This is a genomic window from Thiofilum sp. (genome assembly GCF_016711335.1).
GTDB lineage: Bacteria > Pseudomonadota > Gammaproteobacteria > Thiotrichales > Thiotrichaceae > Thiofilum.
In genome coordinates this window covers 639,452-663,714 of the sequence record NZ_JADJTF010000001.1, presented here as the reverse complement: position 1 = coordinate 663,714, position 24,263 = coordinate 639,452, and the positions used below count along the sequence as shown (strand labels likewise).

Annotated in this window: 24 protein-coding genes; 10 read left to right on the top strand and 14 right to left on the bottom strand. The window is 44.0% G+C overall.

The features are described from left to right. Positions 1-14 precede the first annotated feature (14 nt). Complete coding sequence (locus IPL34_RS03160) at positions 15-281, bottom strand: oxidative damage protection protein (protein WP_296837599.1); 267 nt, start codon at positions 279-281, stop codon at positions 15-17. Next, a complete protein-coding gene (gene mutY / locus IPL34_RS03155; protein ID WP_296837596.1) occupies positions 278-1,345 on the bottom strand; it encodes an A/G-specific adenine glycosylase in 1,068 nt (355 codons plus the stop codon). Before mutY ends, IPL34_RS03160 begins: the two co-directional genes overlap by 4 nt. Before the next feature lie 212 nt (positions 1,346-1,557). On the opposite strand from mutY, the gene IPL34_RS03150 reads away from it, so the two are divergent. After that, positions 1,558-2,151, top strand: a complete 594-nt coding sequence (locus IPL34_RS03150; protein WP_296837592.1) for a DUF6624 domain-containing protein — start codon at positions 1,558-1,560, stop codon at positions 2,149-2,151. 135 nt (positions 2,152-2,286) lie between these two features. Then, the gene (locus IPL34_RS03145) at positions 2,287-3,240 is read left to right on the top strand and encodes a tetratricopeptide repeat protein (protein WP_296837590.1); all 954 of its coding nucleotides are present in this window, start codon (positions 2,287-2,289) and stop codon (positions 3,238-3,240) included. Between the two features lie 189 nt (positions 3,241-3,429). Here IPL34_RS03145 and IPL34_RS03140 read toward each other — a convergent pair whose 3' ends face one another. Further along, complete coding sequence (locus IPL34_RS03140; RefSeq protein ID WP_296837589.1) at positions 3,430-4,128, bottom strand: hypothetical protein; 699 nt, start codon at positions 4,126-4,128, stop codon at positions 3,430-3,432. Between the two features lie 88 nt (positions 4,129-4,216). Then, a complete protein-coding gene (locus IPL34_RS03135) occupies positions 4,217-4,705 on the bottom strand; it encodes an anti-sigma factor (RefSeq protein WP_296837586.1) in 489 nt (162 codons plus the stop codon). 140 nt (positions 4,706-4,845) lie between these two features. On the opposite strand from IPL34_RS03135, the gene ycaO reads away from it, so the two are divergent. Further along, the gene (gene ycaO / locus IPL34_RS03130; RefSeq protein ID WP_296837582.1) at positions 4,846-6,573 is read left to right on the top strand and encodes a 30S ribosomal protein S12 methylthiotransferase accessory factor YcaO; all 1,728 of its coding nucleotides are present in this window, start codon (positions 4,846-4,848) and stop codon (positions 6,571-6,573) included. Positions 6,574-6,634: 61 nt separating this feature from the next. Here the strand turns inward: ycaO and IPL34_RS03125 are convergent, their stop codons facing one another. Next, positions 6,635-7,819, bottom strand: coding sequence for a M48 family metallopeptidase (locus IPL34_RS03125; protein WP_296837579.1), 1,185 nt, complete (start codon positions 7,817-7,819; stop codon positions 6,635-6,637). After that, entirely contained in the window at positions 7,819-9,081 is a 1,263-nt protein-coding gene (locus IPL34_RS03120) for a YjgN family protein (protein WP_296837575.1), read from the bottom strand. Before IPL34_RS03120 ends, IPL34_RS03125 begins: the two co-directional genes overlap by 1 nt. Before the next feature lie 192 nt (positions 9,082-9,273). On the opposite strand from IPL34_RS03120, the gene truC reads away from it, so the two are divergent. Then, the gene (gene truC / locus IPL34_RS03115; RefSeq protein ID WP_296837572.1) at positions 9,274-9,999 is read left to right on the top strand and encodes a tRNA pseudouridine(65) synthase TruC; all 726 of its coding nucleotides are present in this window, start codon (positions 9,274-9,276) and stop codon (positions 9,997-9,999) included. 63 nt (positions 10,000-10,062) lie between these two features. Here the strand turns inward: truC and IPL34_RS03110 are convergent, their stop codons facing one another. The 4 genes from IPL34_RS03110 to yrfG form a co-directional block, all read right to left on the bottom strand. Then, positions 10,063-11,175, bottom strand: coding sequence for a hypothetical protein (locus tag IPL34_RS03110; RefSeq protein WP_296837569.1), 1,113 nt, complete (start codon positions 11,173-11,175; stop codon positions 10,063-10,065). A gap of 357 nt (positions 11,176-11,532) precedes the next feature. Then, a complete protein-coding gene (locus IPL34_RS03105) occupies positions 11,533-14,145 on the bottom strand; it encodes a hypothetical protein (protein WP_296837566.1) in 2,613 nt (870 codons plus the stop codon). A 139-nt stretch (positions 14,146-14,284) separates the two neighbouring features. Next, positions 14,285-15,448, bottom strand: a complete 1,164-nt coding sequence (locus IPL34_RS03100; protein WP_296837563.1) for a hypothetical protein — start codon at positions 15,446-15,448, stop codon at positions 14,285-14,287. Between the two features lie 222 nt (positions 15,449-15,670). Further along, positions 15,671-16,354: a GMP/IMP nucleotidase gene (gene yrfG / locus IPL34_RS03095; RefSeq protein WP_296837561.1), complete on the bottom strand. Its 684-nt coding sequence runs from the start codon at positions 16,352-16,354 to the stop codon at positions 15,671-15,673. A gap of 24 nt (positions 16,355-16,378) precedes the next feature. On the opposite strand from yrfG, the gene nudE reads away from it, so the two are divergent. After that, positions 16,379-16,939 (top strand): ADP compounds hydrolase NudE, encoded by a 561-nt coding sequence (nudE, locus tag IPL34_RS03090; RefSeq protein WP_296837558.1) that lies wholly within the window; start codon positions 16,379-16,381, stop codon positions 16,937-16,939. On the opposite strand, the gene IPL34_RS03085 is transcribed toward nudE, so the two are convergent. Continuing rightward, complete coding sequence (locus IPL34_RS03085; RefSeq protein WP_296837556.1) at positions 16,896-17,666, bottom strand: hypothetical protein; 771 nt, start codon at positions 17,664-17,666, stop codon at positions 16,896-16,898. The genes nudE and IPL34_RS03085 overlap by 44 nt on opposite strands. 150 nt (positions 17,667-17,816) lie before the next feature. Between IPL34_RS03085 and cysQ the strand changes: the two genes are divergently transcribed. The 4 genes from cysQ (at position 17,817) to IPL34_RS03065 (ending at position 21,662) form a co-directional block, all read left to right on the top strand. Beyond that, complete coding sequence (gene cysQ / locus IPL34_RS03080; protein WP_296837554.1) at positions 17,817-18,611, top strand: 3'(2'),5'-bisphosphate nucleotidase CysQ; 795 nt, start codon at positions 17,817-17,819, stop codon at positions 18,609-18,611. 57 nt (positions 18,612-18,668) lie between these two features. Beyond that, complete coding sequence (trmB, locus tag IPL34_RS03075; protein WP_296837552.1) at positions 18,669-19,370, top strand: tRNA (guanosine(46)-N7)-methyltransferase TrmB; 702 nt, start codon at positions 18,669-18,671, stop codon at positions 19,368-19,370. Between the two features lie 110 nt (positions 19,371-19,480). Next, complete coding sequence (gene gshA, locus IPL34_RS03070; RefSeq protein WP_296837550.1) at positions 19,481-21,076, top strand: glutamate--cysteine ligase; 1,596 nt, start codon at positions 19,481-19,483, stop codon at positions 21,074-21,076. 238 nt (positions 21,077-21,314) lie between these two features. Continuing rightward, on the top strand, positions 21,315-21,662 hold the full coding sequence (locus tag IPL34_RS03065) for an RNA-binding protein (RefSeq protein WP_296837548.1): 348 nt from the start codon (positions 21,315-21,317) through the stop codon (positions 21,660-21,662). Positions 21,663-21,713: 51 nt separating this feature from the next. Here the strand turns inward: IPL34_RS03065 and IPL34_RS03060 are convergent, their stop codons facing one another. Both IPL34_RS03060 and proC read right to left on the bottom strand, forming a co-directional pair. Further along, positions 21,714-22,271: a YggT family protein gene (locus IPL34_RS03060; RefSeq protein WP_296837546.1), complete on the bottom strand. Its 558-nt coding sequence runs from the start codon at positions 22,269-22,271 to the stop codon at positions 21,714-21,716. A gap of 11 nt (positions 22,272-22,282) precedes the next feature. Beyond that, complete coding sequence (proC, locus tag IPL34_RS03055; protein WP_296837544.1) at positions 22,283-23,152, bottom strand: pyrroline-5-carboxylate reductase; 870 nt, start codon at positions 23,150-23,152, stop codon at positions 22,283-22,285. A 75-nt stretch (positions 23,153-23,227) separates the two neighbouring features. On the opposite strand from proC, the gene IPL34_RS03050 reads away from it, so the two are divergent. Continuing rightward, on the top strand, positions 23,228-23,596 hold the full coding sequence (locus tag IPL34_RS03050; protein ID WP_296837543.1) for a DUF3301 domain-containing protein: 369 nt from the start codon (positions 23,228-23,230) through the stop codon (positions 23,594-23,596). A 39-nt stretch (positions 23,597-23,635) separates the two neighbouring features. Here the strand turns inward: IPL34_RS03050 and IPL34_RS03045 are convergent, their stop codons facing one another. Further along, positions 23,636-24,220 (bottom strand): hypothetical protein, encoded by a 585-nt coding sequence (locus tag IPL34_RS03045; RefSeq protein ID WP_296837540.1) that lies wholly within the window; start codon positions 24,218-24,220, stop codon positions 23,636-23,638. Positions 24,221-24,263: the final 43 nt, after the last annotated feature.

Here is a 24,263-nt window from a genome sequence, read left to right as displayed (position 1 = left end):
TCGGTACTTGGTACTTAAACAGGCTTATAACCTTCCACCTGTGATGCACCTTCGCCGAAGAAGAATTTTTCCATTTCTTCTTCTAAAAACTTACGATCACGGGGATTAATCGGACTGAGGCGATATTCATTTAGTAGCATCGTTTGTTGACGCAGCCACTTTTGCCACGCTGCTTTAGACACATTGTCAAAAATACGCTGACCTAAAGCTCCCGGATAGGTAGGACGTTCTAAACCTTCGGCTTCTTGCTTAAGTAATACACACTGAACCATGCGTGTCATGGTAACTCCTTATCTAAATCGAATTGCTTGAGTATGAATTGGGCAGCACTGCTTAAGCCGCCCTGAAAATCTTGTGCCCTGTTATACCAAACTGAGCTACTCGCTTCCATTACCCGTGCAGGTTCTACCCTTAAATCGAGTACTACAGGGTGCATAGTCAGGCTATAGTGTGAAAAACCGTGCTCAAAATCCGGCAGTTTTATATCCGACTCATTAGCACCCAGCGTATTAGCCCAATCTTTTAAATCCTCATAACGTACAAACTCTGGGCAACTCCACAAACCGCCCCAAATGCCAGTGGGTGGGCGTTTATGCAGTAATATTTCACCTTGAGCATTAAGCACTATAGCGATCCAAAGCGTTTTATGCGGTAACTCTTTAGCAGGTTTGGGAGCAGGGTAGTCTTGTGGGCGTCCGGTTTTTAAGGCCGCACAATCTTCATGGAGCGGGCACATTAAGCACAATGGCTTACTACGCGTGCAAAGGGTTGCGCCCATATCCATCATCGCTTGAGTATAGGCAGCATTAGCATGATCAGGCACATGGAGTTCTGCGTATGCCCACAATTTTTTTTGATTAGCAGGTGTGCCAGACCAGCCCTCTAAAGCGTGATAACGGGCTAATACGCGCTTGACATTGCCATCTAAAATCGGGTGTTTTTGCCCCATACTAAGACTCAAAATCGCTCCAGCAGTAGAGCGCCCTATCCCCGGTAGTGCTTCAACTGCCTCAATCTTGGTCGGAAATTGCCCTTGATACTGATCACGGATAATTCGAGCCGCTTTATGTAGATTACGTGCACGCGTGTAGTAGCCCAATCCTTGCCAATGTTTCAGCACTTGATCATCGTCTGCATTAGCGAGTGTTAGTACATCAGGAAAGGATTGCATAAAACGTTCATAGTAGGGAATCACGGTAGTGACTTGGGTTTGTTGCAGCATAATTTCCGATACCCACACCCGATAGGGAGTAGGGTTGTGTTGCCACGGTAAGTCTTTGCGTCCATAGACTTGAAACCAAGCTAAGACACGCTCGGCTAGGGGAGGGAGTGGGGATGCAGTCACTTAAAAACCTTGAGTCAATCGATTAAGTGTCATTATAAAAGAGTTAATTTTTTGGAGCCATTTTACCCCAGCCAATATGACTCTTTAGGGAGTGCAGACCTTTGATCTATATGTATCTACCTTTCATCTAAGATCTTGCCATTCGTGCCGCTAAATTTCCCTGTCTGTCATACCCTAGCCATCATTAGTGATAATAAAAAAGGAAACAGACCATGAATTCAGAACTCCGCACTCAATTAATTGAAATGAAGCAACAGATGGATCAAGCGTCCTATGCAGGTGAAGCCTTAGAGCCATTAGATCCTAACTACTCGGCTAAAATGCGCTCGCTGCAAGGTAATAATGCTCAACGTCTTAATAATATGATTGATGAATATGGTAGCTGGCCGACGGTGGCAATGGTAGGCGAGGAAGGAGCCTATGCCGCATGGTCTATTGCTCAGTATGCGAATGAATGGCCTACCTTACAGCGTAAGTTTTTAGCGACTTTAAATGTGGCCGCAGCACGTGGTGAGGTGACGCAACGCCAACTGGCTTTTTTATTAGATCGGGTACGATTTAATCAGGGGCAAGCCCAGTTTTACGGCACTTTTTTAGATTGGGATACTAAAGGTGAACTGAGTGCGGAGATTGAGCAACCCGAAACCTTAGATGAACGGCGTAAGGCGGTTGGTTTACCCGCGTATGAGTTCACCCGCCAGCGTCAGATGGAAGAGGTTGCTCAATTAGGGGGTAAAGCGCCCAGCGATTTAAAAGCTTATAAACAAGCCCAATTAAAGTGGGCACAGAAACTAGGGTGGCGCTAAATTAAACATAAGATTGCATTGCTAAAGTGACTTCACAATAATGTAAATCGCTAGCGTATTGGGCTGCGTATGGTGTGCCTATGCAGCCTAGTAGTGGTTTTAGGTGTGGTTTTTAATTTTATGCAAGGGATTGACATGACTCGTCCTCATCGTTTTGCTGCCTTGGTTGGGTGTGCAGCATTATTCTTATCATTCACTGTTGCTGCGAATACTTATGCAAAAGCGAGTATCGAGCAGCTCAAAGCCTTAGCCGAGAAGGGCGATATTATGGCTATGAGTATTTTAGGCGAGCGTTACGATGCGGGTGAAGGCATTAAAGAAAATAATCAAGAAGCCGTGCGCTGGTATACCAAAGCTGCAGAGCGCGGCCATATTAAGTCCCAATATAATCTAGCCTTGATGTATGACAAGGGTGAGGGTGTGGCTAAGGATAAGCGTTTGGCGCTGATTTGGTATCGTTTTGCGGGTGATCAGGGACATAGTGCCGCGCAGGTGAATGTGGGCTTTATGTATGATCAAGGTGAGGGCATAGCTGAGGATAATGTTGAGGCAGTCAAGTGGTTTAAAAAAGCTGCTCAACAAGGAGATCCTGCGGGGCAATACAATTTAGGCTTAATGTATTTTAAGGGAGAGGGTGTTGCTAAAGACCTAAAAGAAGCTATGAAATGGTATGCCCGTGCCGCTCAACAAGGCGATAGTGATGCTCTCGCTACTCTTACTCAGTTAAGTAATGCTAATGTGTTGGTGGCGGCTAATAGTGTGAGTGCTGCTAGCCAAGCCGAACCACTAAAGAGCGAAAAAGTTTCGGAAAAAAGCGCAAAAGACACCGACAAAGCTAGTAAATCTGTCTCTAAGCGTGAGACTAAAGACGAAGACGCTAAAGAGTCAGAAAAGACTGATACCAAGACCCGTAAAGCAGTAGTATTCGATCCCCCTTCTAATGTACGTACTAAACCGGATGGCAATAAGGTGCTATGTACGGTCGAAGCTAAGAAGACCATTAAAGTAAGCGGTACGGGTGAGTGGTTAAAGACGGATGCTTGCGGTAAACAAGGCTATATTCATCGTAAGCAACTGCGCTTTAAGTGATGGACTAGCTTTGCTAGCTCAAACTTAATCTTACAGACAGTGATTTTAAGGGGTGAGAGTTGTCGGTTGGATCGTGGTGTCCGATACGCCAAACAAGGTAGCTAACTACTTGTCTTTGGCTAAGGCTTTGGAGTCTTTCCGCGTTTGCTAGGGAGTTTTGCCCCTAGCGAACCAACCAAAGCGCGTACTTCACTCAGGCAACCTAGAGCGCAATAGCTCCCGATCATACCACCACTGTCCCTCCACTATAGCTTCAAGCACTTGCCCCAAGCGTGGCAAAAACACCGCTGGCTCTAGTAATTGTAAGCGATTCATCCACAGATTCATCTGTGCTTGGCTTTGCACCTGACTATGACGTTCGGCGACCTTGCCTAACGTCGCTGAGGTCAAAAACATCATACTCTCACGCTTTTCACCCTCTAGGCGTACATCTGCCAAATAATGCGCTACTGCTGCTGCAATCGCCGCACCATCCGCTTTTTCAGGAGTCGCATCAATCAAATGATTCAACATTAAAATCGACAAAGACGGGTCAATCGGATAAGTCACCGCCAACCAAATCCCATTGCCCAACGCTGGAATCGAGGCGGGTAAATCTACCCGATACAGCACATCGCAGGCCTTAACCGCTGTTTCCCAGTGCTCAGCCCCTAATGCCAATTTAAATGCATCACGGCTTAAACCCCATGCGGCGTGTTGCATACCGGGTTCAGCGATTTCGAGCATGATTTCCGCAATGTCTAAATGTAACTCTGCTCTTACTATCGGATCACAGTCGGAGCGCAGTTGCATAAGCTGTTGTTCACGCTTAGCCAGCTCTTGGCTTAAGACTTGGCGTGACTCTTGAGCAGATGAAAAACCTAAAGGGCTATCAGTATGGGCAGTCATAATACGTTTGTTTTTAAGGTTTACTGAAATAGCTGAGTATAATGCTCAGCTTAGTTCTCGCAATATCCATCACAGTAGAGCAAGCTCATTAAGGCTGAGCCATTAGCAAAATTTGCTCTGGTATCGGGTCATCACTTTGCTCTAAGGTGAGCACAAACTTATACGGCTCTTGAACCAAGGTTGATGCTTTGAGAGGAATATAGTTTTCAGTTTGCCAGTTGGCGGCTAGTAATTGCCCTAGCGTTATAGGTTTACCCTCGCCATGACTGTCATACACCCATAGCTGATAAAAACTATTGGTGTCGGGTTTGGGCAAATGGCGGATATAAAGCGAGCCTTCTTGCTTAGAGTTCACCCACACCAATTCACCTTCAATATCTTTGACCCTAGGATTGAGAGTGCGTAATAAACCGATGGTTTTACTATCCGGTATTTGTTTTAAGGATTGTAAGCGTAGCATCGCTTGTGTTTGATTAGCGGGGCTGATGGAGTCACCCCACCAGTACCACGCTGCACCCGCTAATACCGCCAAGGTGAGTAGCATCCAAAGCCAATTGTGTCGTTTACCATCCATCATTAATACCTTGCCATTAACACAGCAGCTACCCTACCAGTGACCGCTTTGCACACTAACTTAGCGCGAGTATAGAGATTTAATGTCAGTCTTGCGCCAATATGCGCTAAAATACCGCAAAACCCCATTACCACGAGAGCATCATGACTGAGAGTTTCATCCCCGGCAAAGACGCAGCACTCGAACTATCGATTGAACGTATGCAACATCGCCTAACCGCGTTAGGGTTTCATATCGAGGAACATCAATGGCTCAATCCAGTCGCTAATGTATGGTCAGTCCATATTCGTGACCGTGATTGTCCGTTGTTATTCACTAATGGTAAAGGGGCTAGCCGCTTAGCTGCTTTAGCCAGTGCGCTAGGTGAATTTATTGAGCGCCTGAGCTGCAATTATTTTTGGGCAGATTACTACTTAGGAGAAAAGATTGCTAACGCAACTTTTGTACACTATCCCTCGGAACGTTGGTTTGATACGCCCGACGGTGATTGGCCTGAAGAGTTACTGACTCCCGAATTGTTAGAGTTCTATAACCCTCAGGGGAGTTTAGAGCTATATGATTTAGTGGATCTAAACTCAGGTAATGATGAGCGTGGTGTCTGTGCTCTACCTTATCAGCGGGTACGGGATGGTCAAACGGTTTGGTTTCCGGTCAATATTATTGGCAATTTATATGTCAGTAATGGCATGTCGGCAGGCAATACTAAAGCCGAGGCACGGGTTCAAGCTTTATCCGAAATACTAGAGCGGTATATTAAATTTAAAATTATCGCTGAAGGTTTGTGTTTGCCTGATGTATCTGAAGAGGTCATTGCGCGTTATCCCAAAATTCAGGCAGGAGTGGAGGCTTTAAGAGCCGCTGGATTTGGCATCGTGGTGAAAGATGCATCCTTAGGCGGGTGCTATCCGGTCATGAATGTCACATTGCTCAATCCCGAAGATCAAGGGTGTTATGCCAGTTTCGGGGCACACCCGCGTTTTGAAGTCGCTTTAGAGCGAGCGTTGACTGAGTTATTACAAGGGCGTGTTTTAGATAAGTTAGCAGGCTTTGCAGAACCCGGATTTAATTTAGAAGAAATTGCCCATCCGCATAATTTAGAGACCCACTTTATTGATTCCAGCGGGATTATTCATTGGGATTTCTTAAGCTATAAAGCGGATTATGTATTTGCAGATTGGGATTATTCGGGGACGACTGAGCAAGAGTTTAAGTATCTGTGTGATTTAATCCATGATGAAGAATGCGATATTTATATTATGGATTATGAGCATTTAGGTATGTATGCCTGCCGTATTATTGTGCCCTCTATGTCCGAGATTTATCCGCCAGAAGATTTAGAATGGGACAATAATAATACCGGTAATGCATTGCGTGAGGCGATTTTAACCCTAGCCGAATTAGAAGAGGATGAGTTAGGTGAGCTATATGATGCGATTGAAGAGTTAGGGCTGGATGATATGCAGCCTATTGCTGCTTTGATAGGGCTAGCACCTGATGCGGGTACTTTGTGGGCGGATATGCGTGTAGGTGAGTTAAAAACTCTGCTAGCACTAGCGATTGAGGATGAAGAAGCGGTATTAGAGGGTTGTGATTGGATTCGCCACTTTGAACAGCTTGATCCAGAGCGTCGTCGAGTGTATCGCTGTATTGAGGTGCTCTTGGGGATGGACGACACCAGCCGCTACAGTAAAGGCATTGTCGGCTTATTTGGGCGTGAAACCGTTGCTAAAGCCGAAGATTTAATTAATGGCACTTTACGTTTTTGGGGTGTGCCTTCACCTACTTTAGCCTTAGAGGGCTGTGCCATGCATCAGCAGCTACTCAAGGCTTATGGCAAGATTCATCCTGAGTTAGCGTATTTGCTAAGGTAGCAATTATAGAATCAAAGGTCGTAAGTCCTAACTTACGACCTTGTTAAATTAAGACGTTAAATTATTGAGCAACTTGCTGCTGATATTGCTCAGAATAGCGTTTGGCATTTTGCATACGCTCAACTGTATTAGGGTGAGTAGACAAATACTCACTAACATTAGAGCCATTATCGTCCTCCAGCTCTTTAATCTCAGCCTCCGTTAAACCCTGCTTTTCTAAGCGATCCATAATATGACTAAAAACAATAGGATCAATTTTAGCTTTGAGCATTTTCTTAAATGCATACTCATCAGCTTCTGATTCATGGGTGCGAGAATAATGATTATTCACTAGAAACGTAGGTAAGCCTATTAATAAACTATTTAGCGCTGATGGATCACCAATAATTAATAACACACCTAATGATAAAGCGGAAGATTCTATAAGTTGGCGTAAACTATGACGATATTCCACATGACCCATTTCATGTAATAATATGGAGTCTATTTCAGCTTGATTCTTAGCTAGTGCAATTAAGCTATCAGTGATAACAATTTCTCCTGATGGCAGAGCAAACGCATTAGCTACGCCGGGACCATCGTATTTAATAGGTGGTTTAGTTTTTGCGGGAGTATCGGAGTCTTTGTTTTCCTCCTCTTGAGTAATGTCTAAATCCGCGAGTATGTCCGCAAGATCCATTTCCGGCATATAACGAAATAGTAGTTTATAAGAGTGTTTACCATCTTGGAGAGGTACTAATTGAGTTTGAAAATGCTGCTGAATTTCAGCTTGGCGAGCTTCAGATAATTGGCTAGGCTCAAACATTACCTCATCTAAACTCTCCATTGCACCTTCTGCAATCCATTGATTCGCCTGATCAGGTAAAGCATAAGCCAATTTTTCACTTCCCCACGGCAAACCAAAGCGAATACTTGCCCATACAATTACAATCGTAGCGACGAGTGCTAAACCAATCCAACGCCAGCGTGATTCTAAAATGTGCAGAGTATGACTACGGCTATCATCGTGATCGATCTGATTTAACCAAGTATCAATCGTTGCATTATCAAGCGTTTCAAATAGTGAGCCGTCCTCAAAAGTGATTTTGCGTGCGATATTGCCCACGCGGTCACTCACATCGAGGCTATTAGCGGTACCTGTTTTTGGGGCTTGTCCTTCGATAGTTAACAGATAACGGTCATGTTTAAAAATTAGCTCAGCAGGCAAGCGAGCTGAGCTATGAGGGGCGTACCAAAAACCTTGCATTATAGACCTAATCCTGAACTGACGGGTAAATCAAATACGTCACCAATTTGATCGCCTAGCGATGACTGTTCGGCTTGACGTTGGCTGATATAGTGGTCGAGTGGGCCAGCCACCTCAGCCGCTAGGGTTTGCGCTTCATAACGCGCTAAACGTACTTTATTCCAAGGATGCGCTAAACCCAAGGTAATAATTAGTAAAAATAAATTGAGCACATAGATACCCCAAAGTGACGTTGACGAAGCACTTGAGCGTAGACGTAAGACATTATCGAGTTGAGTCAGATTATAGGAGTAATTGCGTAATCTAACCTTTAAATAGGCAGTAAACCATAAGCCTACGGCTATTAAAAAAAAGTAAAATAACCCTCCTAAAATAGTCATTATGAAAATGATACCTATACTAGGCTCACTACTTTCTAAACCACTTAGCATAGACATTAGAGGAAAGACTAAGGCTATTGTTAGAAGCCCTATTACTATATATAGGGCAATACCTCTTAATAAAGTTTTTAGATAAATTTTGTAGTAAAACTTGGTTTCTAAGAGAGCATTAAATTGTCCCTGCCCATAGTGGGAGTGATTAATATAATACTCAGTATACAGTTTTTGAATATAGGGCATAATAATATAGAAAACCAACACTGCCATAGTCATTAAGCCCGAGCCTAAAAATAGAGCAGTATCTTCAGCTAAAAACTCTAAACTATTAAAGCCAAATAATGCGCCACCGATTAGTGCACCTATTAATAGGGGGATAGCAGGCAGGAATAGCATAATCCAATACGCTCTTTTTAACTGCCCAGTAAAGCCAAAGCGTACATTGCGATAACTACTCATATGAGCATTAAAACGTAGTCCGCTCCATACTGCCCAAGGGGTTAATACTAAGATGATACCCAAAGCACCTAAAGCTAGCATGGGCGAAAGCTGTGTTAAAACCACATATAAAACCACTAGGCTTAAAGCAATAATACGTCCTTTTAAAATCTGTATAGGTGTCGCATGATATTCAAAACTAGCCTGATCAAAAATAGTATTACCATAAAAATAACGTTTAGTACGTACAGTAGCCCATGCAGAATAAATACCGAGTGTTACGATAGAAAGTAAGATATTAACAATCCAGATTTTAAAATACTCACTGCCATTACCCGTAAACTGAAAGGGTAGTATTTGCGTATTAGCCGTTTGAGTTTTTTCCAAGGTAAGGGGAGCGTCTGGAGGATCTATAGCGGGAGTGGTTGCAATTTCATTCATCATCATAAACCTATTGTTGAGTTAAGGCTTAGCTAGTTTAGGGTAAAGCGCGGTCTGATGCTGACCCTATGCACTTAAAAGCTAGAGTAAAGTTTTACTATAAAGGCGAGCGAGCTAGGCTAGGGGAGTCTTTCACAGCAGAGTAGGTGTGATAGGCTTAAGCTTTTTGATCTAGCGTTGCTATTAGGATAGTCAATAATGTTAGAGCTGGTCTATAGGGATAATTACGTAGTAGCGATTAATAAGCCGAGTGGTTTATTAGTGCATCGTAGCCTGATTGATAAACACGAAACCCAATTTGCTATTCAACTGACCCGTGATCAAATCGGTCAAAAAGTGTATCCTGTGCATCGCTTGGATAAACCTACCTCTGGTATTTTAGTGTTTGCTTTAAGCAGCGAGATAGCACGTCAACTTACTGAGCAATTCACCCAAGGTTTAATCGCTAAACAGTATCTAGCGCTAGTCCGTGGCTATTGTGCGGAGTCGGGTATTATCGATTATCCGCTACAAGAGCAACTGGATCGCATTGCCGATGCTCTAGCAGAGAGTGATAAACCGCCACAAGAGGCTATTACACATTATGCTACCTTGGCACAAGCAGAATTGCCTTGGGCAGTTGGGCGTTACCCGACGGCGCGTTATTCCCTAATGGCGCTAGAGCCTAAAACGGGGCGCAAACATCAACTGCGACGCCATATGAAGCATATTTTCCATCCTATTATAGGAGATACCACACACGGCGATGGCAAACATAATCAACTTTTTCGCCAGCGTTTCAATTGCCAGCGTTTATTGTTGCATGCTACTCGTTTAGTACTGACTCACCCTATTGATGGGCAGGTATTAACACTGAATGCTGCTTTACCAGATGATTTCGCTCACCTACTTAAGCAGCTAGGTATGAACTCAGTATCCAGCTAAAAGTAAGCGTGTATTTCTTCCGCTGGCGCTGTAAATAAACGATTACTTTGGCTCAAGTACTTATTAGCGGCTGGCTTGCAGCATTTGTAGACCTTGAATCAGTTGGATACGTTCTAGAGTAAGCACTTGATCGCTCTGACAGGCGCTGACCTGTTGGCGGATTAATGTTTGTAGGGGAGAGCCGTCAATGGTATCCAAAAGCAACTCATCTCCATTAATCACGCTACATAAACCCTGTAGGGCTGCATTATAAAGCCCTAGACTGTCATCTAACTGGACACCGAGTTGCTGAAGTTGATTACCAATGGCTTGCTGTTGTTGGCGGTAGTAAGGCTGTTGAGTATTCGCCCACATTACATTGAGCGTTTGTAGTGCTTGTTGCTTTTGTACATAACGCTGTTGAATATCAGCAAAGCGTTGTAATGCATTTAACGCGTCCTGATTAAGTTGCTGAGTCCGTTGTACCTGTTGAAAGCGTTGTAATTGCTCAGGGGCAAGGGTAGCAATGTCGGTGGGTAAAATAGGTTCTGCTAAATTAGCAGTAATTTTGGTGTCACTCACAATAGACTGTGCAAATGCCGTATTCGAGGTCATCGCTAAAGTCGCTTGCGTCAAGGGCGCTAAGGCTAAAGCCGAAGCGGTTTGCATAGATCTAGAGTCTGAAGGGAGCGCGGGGCTAGGTTGCACTTCAACCGCCTCAATAAAGATGGGTTTGGCACCGGTCATTAATTCATTCGCTTCATGTGACTGTGCAAGCGTGTTAGTTGACTGCCAGTAGTTAAAGCCCCAAGCGCCTAATAAGCCTAAACTTACTATACCCACTAGCGAGGCGAGTATAGGTTTCCACAGCCTAGCCTTAGGTGCATCAGCTAAGCGCTCTGGGTCGCTTGATAAGGCATAAGCCCAGTACTGAATAATGGTTTGAGCTTCATTAGGATCTAGCGCGGTTAGACGGGCTAATTGGTTACTTAAGGCCATAAACTTGCTCGGATCAGGTTCGGGTAATAGTTGATTCACGATACCGGATTGCAAAGCTTTGACTAGATAGCGTCTGATCTTCGGATACATTGGCAAGAAATCCGCTATATAAGCATCACAAAGACTTGGTTGTTTGACCAAATCACGACCATAGCGTTGGATGATATGCCGCAAGACAGAACGAACTTCTCGGTTCATGCGTTTAAACCTCAATGATTGGACTGCACGCAAATACCCTAAATGAAACGGCTTAGCCTAATGCACAACCGACGCTCATCTTTTCAAGGTTGGGGTGACAAGGTTCAGTAGGCAGCGTGAGGGAAAGCACTTGACTGAAACCTTACTGTGGGTCGATACAGCACACAGCCCACTCGCTGTATGATGTAAGAGTATTGTCCAGTCCATTGGATAGTTATCTCTAACAGCAACCACAATCACCTCTTAGTGTGGGCTAGCAGAGTACTCTCTAGGGATCTTGAGATGATTAAACGGTTATATTTTAAAGCTCAGTGGTAGGCACTGAGCCGTATAGTTAAGCGCTTAAGAGCATGTTGCTTAGAGCTGAGAAGTGATTAGCTTTTTGAGGCTATGCACAACACTTTGGTTAAAACCATCAAAATTACCCATTAATTGCTGAAAATGCTCACGTACTCCGGGTACATCACGAACGAAAATATGTTCAAAAGTTGCAGAGGGCGCACCTGCTAAAGCATTTTTAATTTGGGCATCGAAAGCTTTTTGACGCTCCTGTGCATCGGCTGGTAAGCGAGATACTAAATGTCCCCACAACACAAGATCGGTGAGTTCGATAGGAGTGAGATGGTAGTTTTTTGCAAGTTTTTGATAGGATTCTATGTTGACTTTAAAGTTTGCGAAATCAAACATAGAGGGCACATCAGTACGCCACATACTATCATCGTTGCTGGCTACGCTTAGTGGCAAGCCTTGCAACGATACAACTTCACTCGCGCCTGTACGCACTAAACATTGTTCCACTAAGGCACGATAGACGGAGCCGTTGATAGTATTATCATCATTTAAATCCATTTCGCCCCATTTTTTTACTGACTCAATATTGCGTCTGAAATCGGTATTATCACTGCCAACTGGATTTAATAAAGTGCGTAGCGCGACATCACCATCGATACGACCGTCCAGTAGGTCATGTCCAAACATACGTAGCCCAATTTTGGCAAAGTCAGTCAGTTGACCGGCGGTATCGAATAGCTTTTGTTCACCCACTAGATTATTAGCAAAGAGTGCTTTGAGACGGTCAGGGTGCGATAGGGGTAATGATGAGTTAGCGCCTGTTTCCAAGTAGGCATAGCGTGAGGCAATAGGTAGGGCTTTTCTAATGTTACTAACAAAATCAGCAGCTCCAATGGTTTTTAATAGGTTTTGGGCGCTAAGTGATTCGCTAGTCTCATCAGCGATAGCTCGTAAATTATTAGCTAACACGGGATCATGCTGAGCATCCATTAGTAAATCGTCTAGTATGGAGGAGCCGTCTGCCCGTTTGGTCAAAATCGGTTTTAAGAATTGATGAAAAAATTCTACCCCGTCTTGATCTTTAGAAAATTGCTGTAATGCTGTAATAGTCCATGCTGTTCCTGCTGAGCTAGAGAGGGTTCCTTTAAGCAAACCATTCACGGCTGTTTGTCCGCTGGGCATACTCACAGCCCCCTCCATAAAGGCTTGACCTATCTTGCCACCGTCACCTGAAAAGATTTTATCAAAAGTAGTGGCCATTACTTGCCCCATACCAGCCTTTCCTAATAACCCCCCGCCAATCGCCGTTAATGGTCCAGCTAATAAAGAAATTGCAGAACCAACAAGGCCTTGTACGGGTTGAGCCAACAAAGAAGAGGATGCATCATTATTACGGTAGGCTCTAGTATGCGAGGTAGAACGGGATAGCTCTGGACCAGTCGGTACTGCACTATTAGCCGTTGATAAACCACCTTGTGTAATAGGGGACATAGTGCCGCTGGTAGGTGTATACGAGGTTGTTTGTGGTGTAGCTTGCGTACTAGGGGGCGTAGTACTTGCACTAGAGGCGGTTGAGCTACTATGACGGGTCTGAGACGGATGAGGGGGCGCTATGAAATGACCACTATTACCCGATAAGTCCGCTGCAATCTGAGGGTGAGCGCGTGCAAAAGCAGCACCGCGTTGAGCACCATCCTGATAAATAGCATTCATGTTGCCAGCATCTAAACCAAAGCGATAATCCAAGGTATCTACTACTTTGGTTGCTATTCCTGAACCATTTTCTTCATCCAGTACGTCATAATAATACTCAGAATACCAACGTGCCGCAGGCTCACGTGATACCGCACTGCGTCCTACGCTAGCTAAAAATTCGCGCCCGGCTGGTGCTTGATCCCACGTATCGACCACTAATTGCTTATAAAATTCTTGACCTTCTCCGCCCCCTGTTTGATTTTTCATATTGCCTAAGAAAAAGGTTGAGTACCAATTTAACCCTGCATTTTCGTGTACTAAACCATCTAAAGCACCCTGCCAGCCCTGATTCATATTCATAGATTGCAATGCGGGAGCCGCTAGCGTTGCTCCACCGCGTTCGGATGAAATAAAATTCAACGCATTACTCGTGATGTCGCTTAGGGTTTTTTCACCTAACAGTGGGCTAGTCAGACCTAAAGCCATGCCACTTAATCGTGCCCCCGTTTGCATAATGCCATCAGTGATAGGATTATCAATCAAGGCAACGGTAGCAGAGGCTAAAGCTTTTTGAAGCCCCAACATATTTAATACCTTACCTGTTACATTACTGATGGCTCCTATAGGGGCAGTCATGTGCTCAATGAGTCGTGGAATACCAGTGAGTGGCATATCTCCAGTCGTGGCTAAACTATTTAAATGCCCCCCTAAGGTTGATGCTGGTTGGTCATGAGCGTGGGAACTAGGCAAGGCTCGAACAGGTGCTGGAATGGTTGAGCGGGCATTGATTTCGTCGGCTGTTGTGGTGGGTTGATAGGGTAAGGAAGGAGCCTCTAAATTAAAAGCAGGACGTGTGATCTGTTGGTTCCATGAAGAGGGGGAACTAGGTATAACGCTAGCATTATAAGCGGCGGTAGTGGTTGGATTGTGAATAGCTGTTGGTGCTAACCCGCTACTACTAACTCTTGATTGTATGCTATTCATTAGTTCATTCCCCCTAGGCATTACCTAAAGTCATTTTATTGCTGGAAATTTTTTAAATAATTTTTTTTGAGGTCAAAGACACCACTACTCACAGACAACTCGTAAGAGGTCTGGAAGTAGTGAGTACTCTAAAAATAACCTAGATAACTTGATGTTGATGTGTATGTCCGTGGGCACCTGTACCATCACCCGTCATCACTTGAGAGGAGCCTGTGATAGCACGGGGGAAGAATGAACCCCATGCATGCAGTGTATGGTCTCCGGGTAAAAATACGTCATAAACATTCATGGCATCCCCTACCGCTCGTCCTAAGCGTTGATTCATAGCTTCTTGATCCAAGCCCAATACGGGAGCCAACCTACTCGCTACTAAGCTCACACCTAAATTGACAGGAGATCCAAATACTGTCCAAGTGGGATCCATAGGATCACGTGAAGTACCATCAATCCAGTCATAAGTAGCATCTCCGCGTGCGCCACGCGCCATACTGCGTAATAAATCAGCTCCATGGCTTAAAACAGGCAGATTCATACCTGAAATAAAGCCTAAGGTATTATTAATACCGGTCATTAGATCATCCCATACAGGTATTTTTTGCTCCTCAGGTGTACTCACTTGTGTACCACGTAAGCCAGCCGCTACTCCAACACCGTAGGCATCTCCCCTCGCCTCAAAAGCATCTGCCCTTGGTCCAAAGTTATAGATAGCATTACGACGCACCTGATCATCACTCATAGGCACTTGGCCGAAAGGTAAATTCAAAATAGGATTGAAAACACTAACTGGACCTATCAGGGGTAAATCAATATTCCGACCAATAAAGGGAATATTACTGATAAGTTCAGCTACCGTTTGACCTGCAGCCCCCACAGTTGAACCTAATACATCTCCTACTATATTAGAAAACTCACCTCTACCATTGCCCTCAGAGCCTTGATAATTCTGTAGATTCCCTGCGGCAATCGCAGCATCAACAGCAGCATTACGATCAGGGTCTAAAGTACCTCCAAACAAAAAACCTGCATACGGTAAGCCGGATAAGGACTCTAGTGGATCATCCGGATTTACATACTCAGCTCCAGCAGTATTATTAACATAATAAGTCTGTGGATAAGGACTGCCCATTTGACCAAGCCAATTAGGTACTAAGTTCATAAAAGCATTATTGAAGGGCAGGGTTGGCAAAGTGGCTGTTGGCATGGGTGCAGCAGTGAATGAACTATTCAGAACACTGGAAGGGTATAAACCTGAGTGAGAGTAAAGATTAGTGAAGTTTGTATTAGTAGATGGCATATTTTGCATGGCTATATCTCAAAACTAGCTAATGAAAAAGTTAGGCTAATTAAATTTATGAATGACTACTCATTTTAATTTTCATTCTCATTACTATGATATAGAGACACCCTAGGAGAAGCAGGCGAGAAACCGCTAAAAAATCATATTTGTCTGACCATTGGAAGGGCAGTAAGATTATTAGCGGCTTACAAGAAAGTAGATTTTAATATTTTTTATTTAAAACAATGACTAAGCTTGCATGATTTGTCTGTAGCTCAACAAATTAACAAACTCTGGATGAGCGCTATTGGGTTCACGAGTGGAATCAGGTTGTTGCACTAACAACAAATGCTCCACCCCATGCGCTCGTGCCGTTTGTAAGACCCTTATATTGTCATCAATAAATAAACTACGTTGCTTATGGACTGGATAGTGCTGCTCTAGCGTTGCCCAAAATTGCTCATGCTCTTTGGGGAGCTGAAAGGTATGAGAAATCAAAATATCATCAAAATGATCACGCATAGGGATATGGCTAAATTTCAGCTCGACACTTCTTTGATGCGCATTCGTGAGTAGGACAACCCGCTTATTTAAAGTACGTAGGTAGCGTAAAAACTGCTCCGCCTCGGCTCGCCATTGGATTTTATGCGCGACTTCTTGTTTGAGGGCAACAATATCGGTGTTAATAATCGCTTGCCAGTGATCTAAACAATACCAATGCAACGAGCCATGAGTTTGCTGGTGATGTTGATTCAAATAGTCGACAGCTTGTTCCCGTGTAACACCATGCACTTCAGCATAACGAGTAGGTAAATGCTCCAACCAAAAGTAATTATCAAAGTGTAAATCGAGTAGAGTCCCGTCCATATCGAGAAAAACCGTATCAATTTGCTTCCAATCAAGCTCAATTTGCGGTAGGTATGGCGCATTCATATACAACACCTATGGGGATTAATCATGCCAGATTTACCTACCATACACGAAAAACGCTTGGTTGCCAGTAGCCGCATCTTTCGCATTGAGGAATTGGATTTAACCTTTAGTAATGGAACTCAGCGCACTTACGAACGTTTAGCCTCGCGTGGTATTGGGGGCGTATTGATTGTGCCTTTAATGGCGGATCAGGATACCGTACTGATGATTCGGGAGTATTCAGCCGGAACGGAGCGCTATGAACTCGCCTTCCCCAAAGGGGCAGTCGAAATGGGTGAGGATTTATTAGTTGCCGCGAATCGGGAGTTAATGGAGGAGGTCGGCTATGGTGCTCGGCAGTTAGAGCTATTAAAACGTGTAACGCTTTCGCCGGGGTATATGGGGCATAAGACTAATCTAGTATTAGCTACCGATTTATATCCTGCTAGTGCTGATGGAGACGAGCCTGAGCCTTTAGAGGTTGTACCTTGTAAACTGAGCGAACTGGATCAATTAATTGAGCGTGAGGAATTGAGTGAGGGGCGCAGTCTTTTAGCATTATTTATGGTGCGTGAGTGGCTGCGGGCGCGAAATCAGCCGAGTTAGCCTCTAATGTAGGTGTGTCATTAGTAGGCGCTAAATCGCTATACCAAATGCTTTCAATCATTTGGTAGCCTACAGGATCATAGTCTTTCAGTTGTTGGCGATTAAACGGGTAATAGTCATTGCGCCCGAAATAGCTTTCGGTCAATTCGGCAAAATATTCACGCTCATTTTCCAGTGCATAAGCAGGTGCATAGCTACCGTCATAGCGTTGTACTGATTGATAGAGGTGGTCTTTTTTGGCTTGTTGAAAAGCTTTATTAATTAAAGTGTTGTGATAGTTAAATACTTGATGGTGTAGAGCGTGTGCAAGTTCGTGTAATAACACTAGAGGTTGATTTTCAGACCAAGTAGCGAAATCTTCTAAGTGTTGTACTTCAATACTGCGGGCGAGTTTAGGATTGCGCCCGTGCGTGAGGAGCCAAGTAGCTGAGGCATGATACACTAAACCTTTGCCCTGATGCTGACTGATCCAGATCGGTACTTGTTGAAGCTGCTCTAGAGCAGCTTGAGGGAGTAGGGCGCTAATTTGCTCTAATTTATCATCTAGCAATACAAAGGTACGTAATAAGGTTTTAGTTTCTTGCTTCACTAATTGAGCATCATAATAAATGCTCCAACCGCGAATCGTGTGAGTGCGTATCTCGGTCGTGTCTGCCCTAGCTAAGCTCATACCTAGTAGACTAAGTATAACGAGTAGGTAAGGGAGTAAAGCACGGGTGAGCGCCATGATAGTCCAAATTGGGGTTATAATTTGCTTAATATCACAGCACGGCTTAGTTGAACGACCAAATAATTCAGGACATAGCCTACTAAGCAGCAGATAATTGGTTAACACTCTAAGCAGTGTCTAACTACTCGTATATTGGTAACAGGATTTATGAATTTAGAAACCTTATCTCACACGGTCAGCCAAATAGCGATTGAGGCGGGAGAAAAGATTTTAGCGATCTATAATCAAGCAGATTTTAATGTCGATAGTAAGTCTGATAACTCTCCGCTCACCGCAGCAGATCTGGCTTCACACCATCATATTGTTGATAGTCTCAAACAGCTTACCCCCGACTATCCGATTTTATCCGAGGAATCGGCACAGATTCCATTTACAGAACGTGAGCAGTGGAGTACCTATTGGTTAGTCGATCCCTTAGATGGCACGCGCGAATTTATTAAGCGTAATGATCAATTTGCTATTTTGATTGCTCTAATTCATGAGCATGAGCCAGTACTAGGTGTGGTCTATGCCCCTGCTCTACAAGAGTTATGGCTAGCGAGTTTAGGGAATGGCGCTTATAAATTAGAGGGTGATGATTTAGTGCCTATTTATACCCGTCCTTTAGCCAATCCTCCCGTGATTATTGGCAGTAGTTCGCATCGAGATGAGTTTATGCCTGCGTTTCTCGCTAATGTGGGGGCGCATGAGTATCAGACCGCAGGCAGTATTATCAAAGCCTGTCGGGTAGCGGAGGGGGGGGCGGATTTATATCCCCGTTTGGGACTAACTTCAGAATGGGATACGGCGGCGGCGCAGATTATTGTCAATGAAGCCGGTGGGCATGTAGTGACTACTGCTAATGAGCCTTTGCTCTATAACACTAAAGAGTCGCTTTTGAATCCGCACTTTTTTGTAATGGGCAGCGATTTTCATGATTGGTCACAATACTTGCCTAAATAGCTGACATTAGCTCGTAGTGGTGGCAGAATTCCCGCGCGATTATTTTGGATTATAAGCATGACTTCTTCACCCACCACTGAGTCTAATCATCATCGTACTATCCGTAGTTTTGTATTACGCACCGGACGCCTGACCAAAGGGCAAGAACAAGCCATTGAAACCGGCTGGTCGACGTTAGGGATTGATGAGGGCAGTAGTGTCTTAGATTATGAGACATTATTTAGCCGCAGCGCTCCGGTGATTTTGGAAATTGGTTTTGGTAATGGTGAAACCTTGGCACAAATGGCTCAAGCCATGCCAGAGTATAATTTTATTGGTGTCGAAGTGCATACCCCCGGTGTTGGGCACTTGCTGCATTTACTCCAACGTGAGCAATTAAGCAATGTGCGGGTGATGAACACTGATGCGGTGGAGATTCTTAAGCAGCGTATTGCTCCACACTCCTTAGCACGAGTGCAGATTTTCTTTCCTGATCCGTGGCATAAAAAGCGTCACCATAAGCGCCGTATTGTGCAACCAGAGTTTATTGATCTAGTGGTGTCGCGTTTGAGTCCTCAGGGTATGATTCACTTAGCCACTGATTGGGAGCCTTATGCTCAGCATATGGCAGAAGTCTTAGATGCCAATACACAATTAAGACGTGTACAGCCTGACTCCCCTTTTATAGAGCGCCCTAAGCATCGTCCTTTAACTAAATTTGAACAGCGCGGCCAGCGTTTAGGGCATGGTGTCTGGGATCTGATGTATCAGCGCATTTAATACCCTTAACAAAAATTGGGTTAACAAGCACTTTCATAGGCTTAATTTGCATTACTAAGTGAGTGTGATGTAATGAGCGCCTTTTATTATCGAACCCCGGAAGTTTTATCGTGTATCAAGTACTCGAACGGCGTCTACGCAACATTGAAAATTTAAATCTACATACCTATTTGCGTCATGCTAAAACGGGACTTGAGAAAGAAAGCTTACGTGTCAATGCAGCAGGCAATATTGCCCAAACCGACCATCCGAGTGTATTAGGCTCGGCTCTCACTCATCCTTGGATTACTACCGATTATTCGGAGGCACTCTTAGAGCTGATTACCCCACCTCAAGAGCGAGCTACTCAAGCACTAGACTATCTATTGGATTTAGAGACTTTTGTCTATCAGCGTCTAGGCAATGAATTACTGTGGACCAATAGCATGCCTTGCGTATTGCGTGGTGAGGCAGATGTGCGTATTGCCGAGTATGGAACCTCGAATGCGGGTAAGATGAAGCATGTCTATCGCCAAGGCTTAGCATCGCGCTATGGCAAGATTATGCAAGTCATTGCGGGGATACATTATAACTATTCGATCTCTGAGAGTTTTTGGCCGGTGTGGTTTGAGCTTGAGCCTGAGGCAGCAGCCGATCTACGCAGCTTTAAGGATCGTGCCTACATCCGCATGATTCGCAATATTCAGCGTTATGGTTGGTTAATTATTTACCTGTTTGGTGCATCTCCCGCGATTTGTAAGAGTTTTTTAGCAGGTCGAGCACCGGCCGAGAATTTTAAAACCTTTAGAGAGTACACCTTGTACGAACCCTATGGTACGTCGTTAAGAATGGGGAATATTGGTTATACCAATACTAAAAAACACGCTAAGGGGATTCAGGTCTGCTACAACACCTTAGAGAGTTATGTGGCAAGTCTGCGTCATGCGATTAGTACGGTGAGTGAGGAGTATGCCAAGATTGGTGTGAAAGTAGACGGTGAATATCGCCAGCTCAATGCCAATATTTTGCAAATTGAAAATGAATACTATAGTACAGTACGCCCCAAGCAACCTTTACAAGGCTTTGAAAAACCGATTACTGCTCTAACACGGCGGGGTATTGGTTATGTGGAGTTACGCTCCTTGGATATTAATCCTTTTGATCCCGCAGGGCTGACGCCAGAGCAAATGGCTTTTATTGAGGTCTTTATGCACTTTTGCTTGTTGCAAGAGAGTCCTCTCATTGATGCGACTGAGCGTGGTCTGACCAATGCCAATCAGTTGGCGGTTGCCCACCAAGGGCGTGACCCAGCATTATATTTAAACCGTTTAAATAGCAAACTTTTATTATCAGAGTGGGCGGGAGAATTAATGTCTGCTATGCAAGGGGTCGCCCAATTATTAGACCACGCGCATAATGAAAATAGTTACACTCAGGCCTTAAATGCGCATACCATTTTAGTGCAGCATCCTGAATTAACGCCCTCAGCACGCGCATTAACAGAAATAATGGAAGTAGGGAGCTTTTTTGATTTTGCTAATGAGCAATCAAAGCATCACAAAAATTTATTTATGAACCGAAACTTACCAAAAGACTTAGAAACTGACTTTTCTACTGTGGTTTTGCAATCGCTTCAACAACAAAAATTACTAGAAATGGAGAATAAGATTGCTTTTGATGAATTTCTGGAGCACTATTTCAATGAAACGCTAGAATCTATCCTATAATTGAGCAATCAGCGGGTAGTGACGCAGCAACATTGAGTTAAGTCAACCTCATTGTTTTGCGTTTAGTAGTAGAAATGACTACTGCTAGTAGGGGTGTCTATTGTTCTGGAGTACTATTCCAACAATGATAACCCGTTCATATTTAGGCTTCGGTCTAATCATCGGTGGGTAATGTGTAGTCCTGGTTACCCCTTGATGCTTCTCGAACAGGGTACGCTATATATATGAGATTAAAATAGTGAATATTTATGTTGGGAACCTTCCCTATAAAATAAGTGATGACGATCTTCGTGACCTGTTTGCCGAATATGGTGAAGTCGTTAGCGTCAGTCTGATTAAAGACAAGATGACTGGTCAATCTAAAGGCTTCGGCTTTGTAGAGATGGCAGACGCAGCTGATGCAGCCAATGCAATCAGTGGTTTAAATGAGCATAGCTTTGGTGGTCGTAACATTAAAGTTAATGAAGCTAAACCACGCGAAGAAAGACCTCGTCGTGACTTCAAACCTCGTGGTGATGCTCCACGTGGTGGTGATCGCGGTGACCGTGGTGATTCACGCCCAGCACCTCGCCGTCGTGATTACTAACTGACGAATACTAGAATGCAGTGAGTTGCTCACTGCATTCTTAGTAACTGCTTAAAAGGGTGAAGGCCCTAAAATAATTAGAATAATATATAACCCCAACATCACTATCATTGGCGATACATCAATTCCCGAAATCGGTTGTACATAACGTTGCACAGGTCTTAATAGAGGACGTGTTAGGCTGTCTAATAACCCCGCTATAGGATTACCCTGTTGATTATTAGTCCAGCTCAAAATGGCCTGAATAATTAAAGCAATAATGTAAATCCAAATCACAGTACGAATTAACTCAATCATAGCTAATAGCACAATATAAAAAATATTGGCACTAATTTGGCTACTTTTCCCTTGAATAATCACTAATAAAATGATTAAGGCTATTTGTAGTAGTAATGCGAGCACAATAGCGGCGGTGTCTAATTTGCCTAAAGCCGGAATAATGCGTCGCAATTTTACCAAGGGAGGGTTAGTAATTTTGACAATAAACTGCGAAAAAGGATTGTAAAAATCGGCTCGTGACCAAGCTAATAAAAAGCGAATGAGCACCGCACCAATATAAAATGAGAATAGGGTCGAGACTAAGAACACTAAAATTTGTTGTAGCACCATTATGATTATCCTTAACTATTTTCAGCAGCGAGGGTTTCAGAGCGTTTAGCAGCAGCTTGCATCGCCTCTAAAAAGATAGTCTCTAACTGCTTACCTTGTAGTACCTCTAGTGCAGCCGCAGTAGTGCCTCCTTTCGAGGTGACTTTACGGCGCAATTCAGCGGGCGATTCTTGGCTTTCTAGCGCTAATTTAGCCGCCCCTAAAGCGGTTTGTACTACCAATAAATGGGCTTCTTGTGCGGGTAAACCCAAGCTTTGTGCGGCTGCCTGCATCGCCTCCATGACTAAAAAGAAATAAGCTGGTCCACTGCCAGAGGTGGCTGTCACCGCGTCTAAAGCCTGTTCCTGCTCAAACCAAAGCGTAATCCCTACACTACGTAAAATACTCTCTGCCTGATTGCGTTGCGTGGTATTTACTAGCTCATTGGCATACAAACCAGTAGCACCGGCTTGTACTAAAGCGGGAGTATTAGGCATGCAACGCACGATAGGCAATTGTCCGCCTAACCACTGCTGGAGCGCATCAATTTTAATACCCGCTGCCACTGAAACCACTAAGGGACGCGTAGTTTGGCAAGTAGCGGCTAAAGTTTGTGCCACCTCACGCATAATCTGAGGCTTGACTGCTAGCACTACTATATCTGCACCTAGTGCCACCTCATCATTAGAAGTAGAGATTTTGATTTCTGGCCAGTGCTGACGCATCGCGGTTAATTGATTAGGGTCTGGATCAGACACCCGGATTTCTAAGGGGCTTGAGTTATCATTGAGTAATCCCAAGATTAAACTACGCGCCATATTGCCAGAGCCTATAAACGCAATCGTTAATTTTTTTTGAGACAATTGTGGATCATCCATAGTAGCGGTTGATGAATTGTGCATAAACATAAAATCGCCTGATTAATAATAGCCCCATTATACTGGGTGCACGACTAAAGCAATAATGATAGGAATGCTATGACAAGTATATTTATTTTAGCCGCATTAGGGTTGCTGGTTTGGTTTTGGGTGAGCACTTTGCAGGCACGCGAGCAGGCGATTATCGTGGCTCGGCGTACCTGTGAGCGCTATGAAGTGCAATTTTTAGATCAAAGTGTCGCCCTAGAAAGTTTAAAACCCGCCCGCTATCCGGCTGGTAATATGACTTGGCGGCGCATTTACGGCTTTGACTATAGCCAAGAAGGTATTGAACGCCAACATGGACGAGTATTTATGCTCGGTAATCGTTTGGAGCAAATTCAAATGGATACAGCAGAGGGTACTATCATTGATCTAGCAGCGGAGCGTAAAAAGCGCCAAGACGCACTGCTAGATCAGCATAAATAATACTGAACAACCTCAGCATGAGATGAAATGACTCCCGCACTAATGAAGTGTTGGGGCGGGTGCTGTGGCTTGGGTCGGGGGTTTAACAAATTGTTGAGCCAGTCGCGCTAAGCTATAAATCTGATACAGATTAACCTTATAGATCGCTAATAACTCAGGGTCTTTAAAGTTAAGCTGATTATTAGCCACTTCAATCCTGCCTTGATGTTGGTCGAAAAAGTCCAATAAGCCACGTAGTAATTGGAGCGATTGGATCTGTACATGGTGTTCTAAATAGCGTTGATCATTTTTAGTATTAATCGCTTGGCTTGCCTCTACTAAAAAAGGTTCGCGTTGTGTTAAGGGTAATTGTCCGGCTAATTGTTTGAGTTCCTCACCATAATTTCTGATTTGAGTATCGGTTACGGTTTTAATTTTGGCTAAATGGGCTTCAAACTGTTGTAAGCGTTCACGGGCTTGCTGTCTTTGAGATGCGTGGGTGACGCTATTAAAGTCCATCAGAGTATCAATTTTGAGTTTAGCGTGAGCTTCTTGCAGGGCTTTGTTTACTTTCTCAAAAATAGGCTGGTATTTACTGTTTAATACCTGAACAGTTTGGGTAAATTCGGGTGATAAGTTATTCATAAGTCATTGGGCTATCACTACTAAGAATGCTTCTAGCATAACC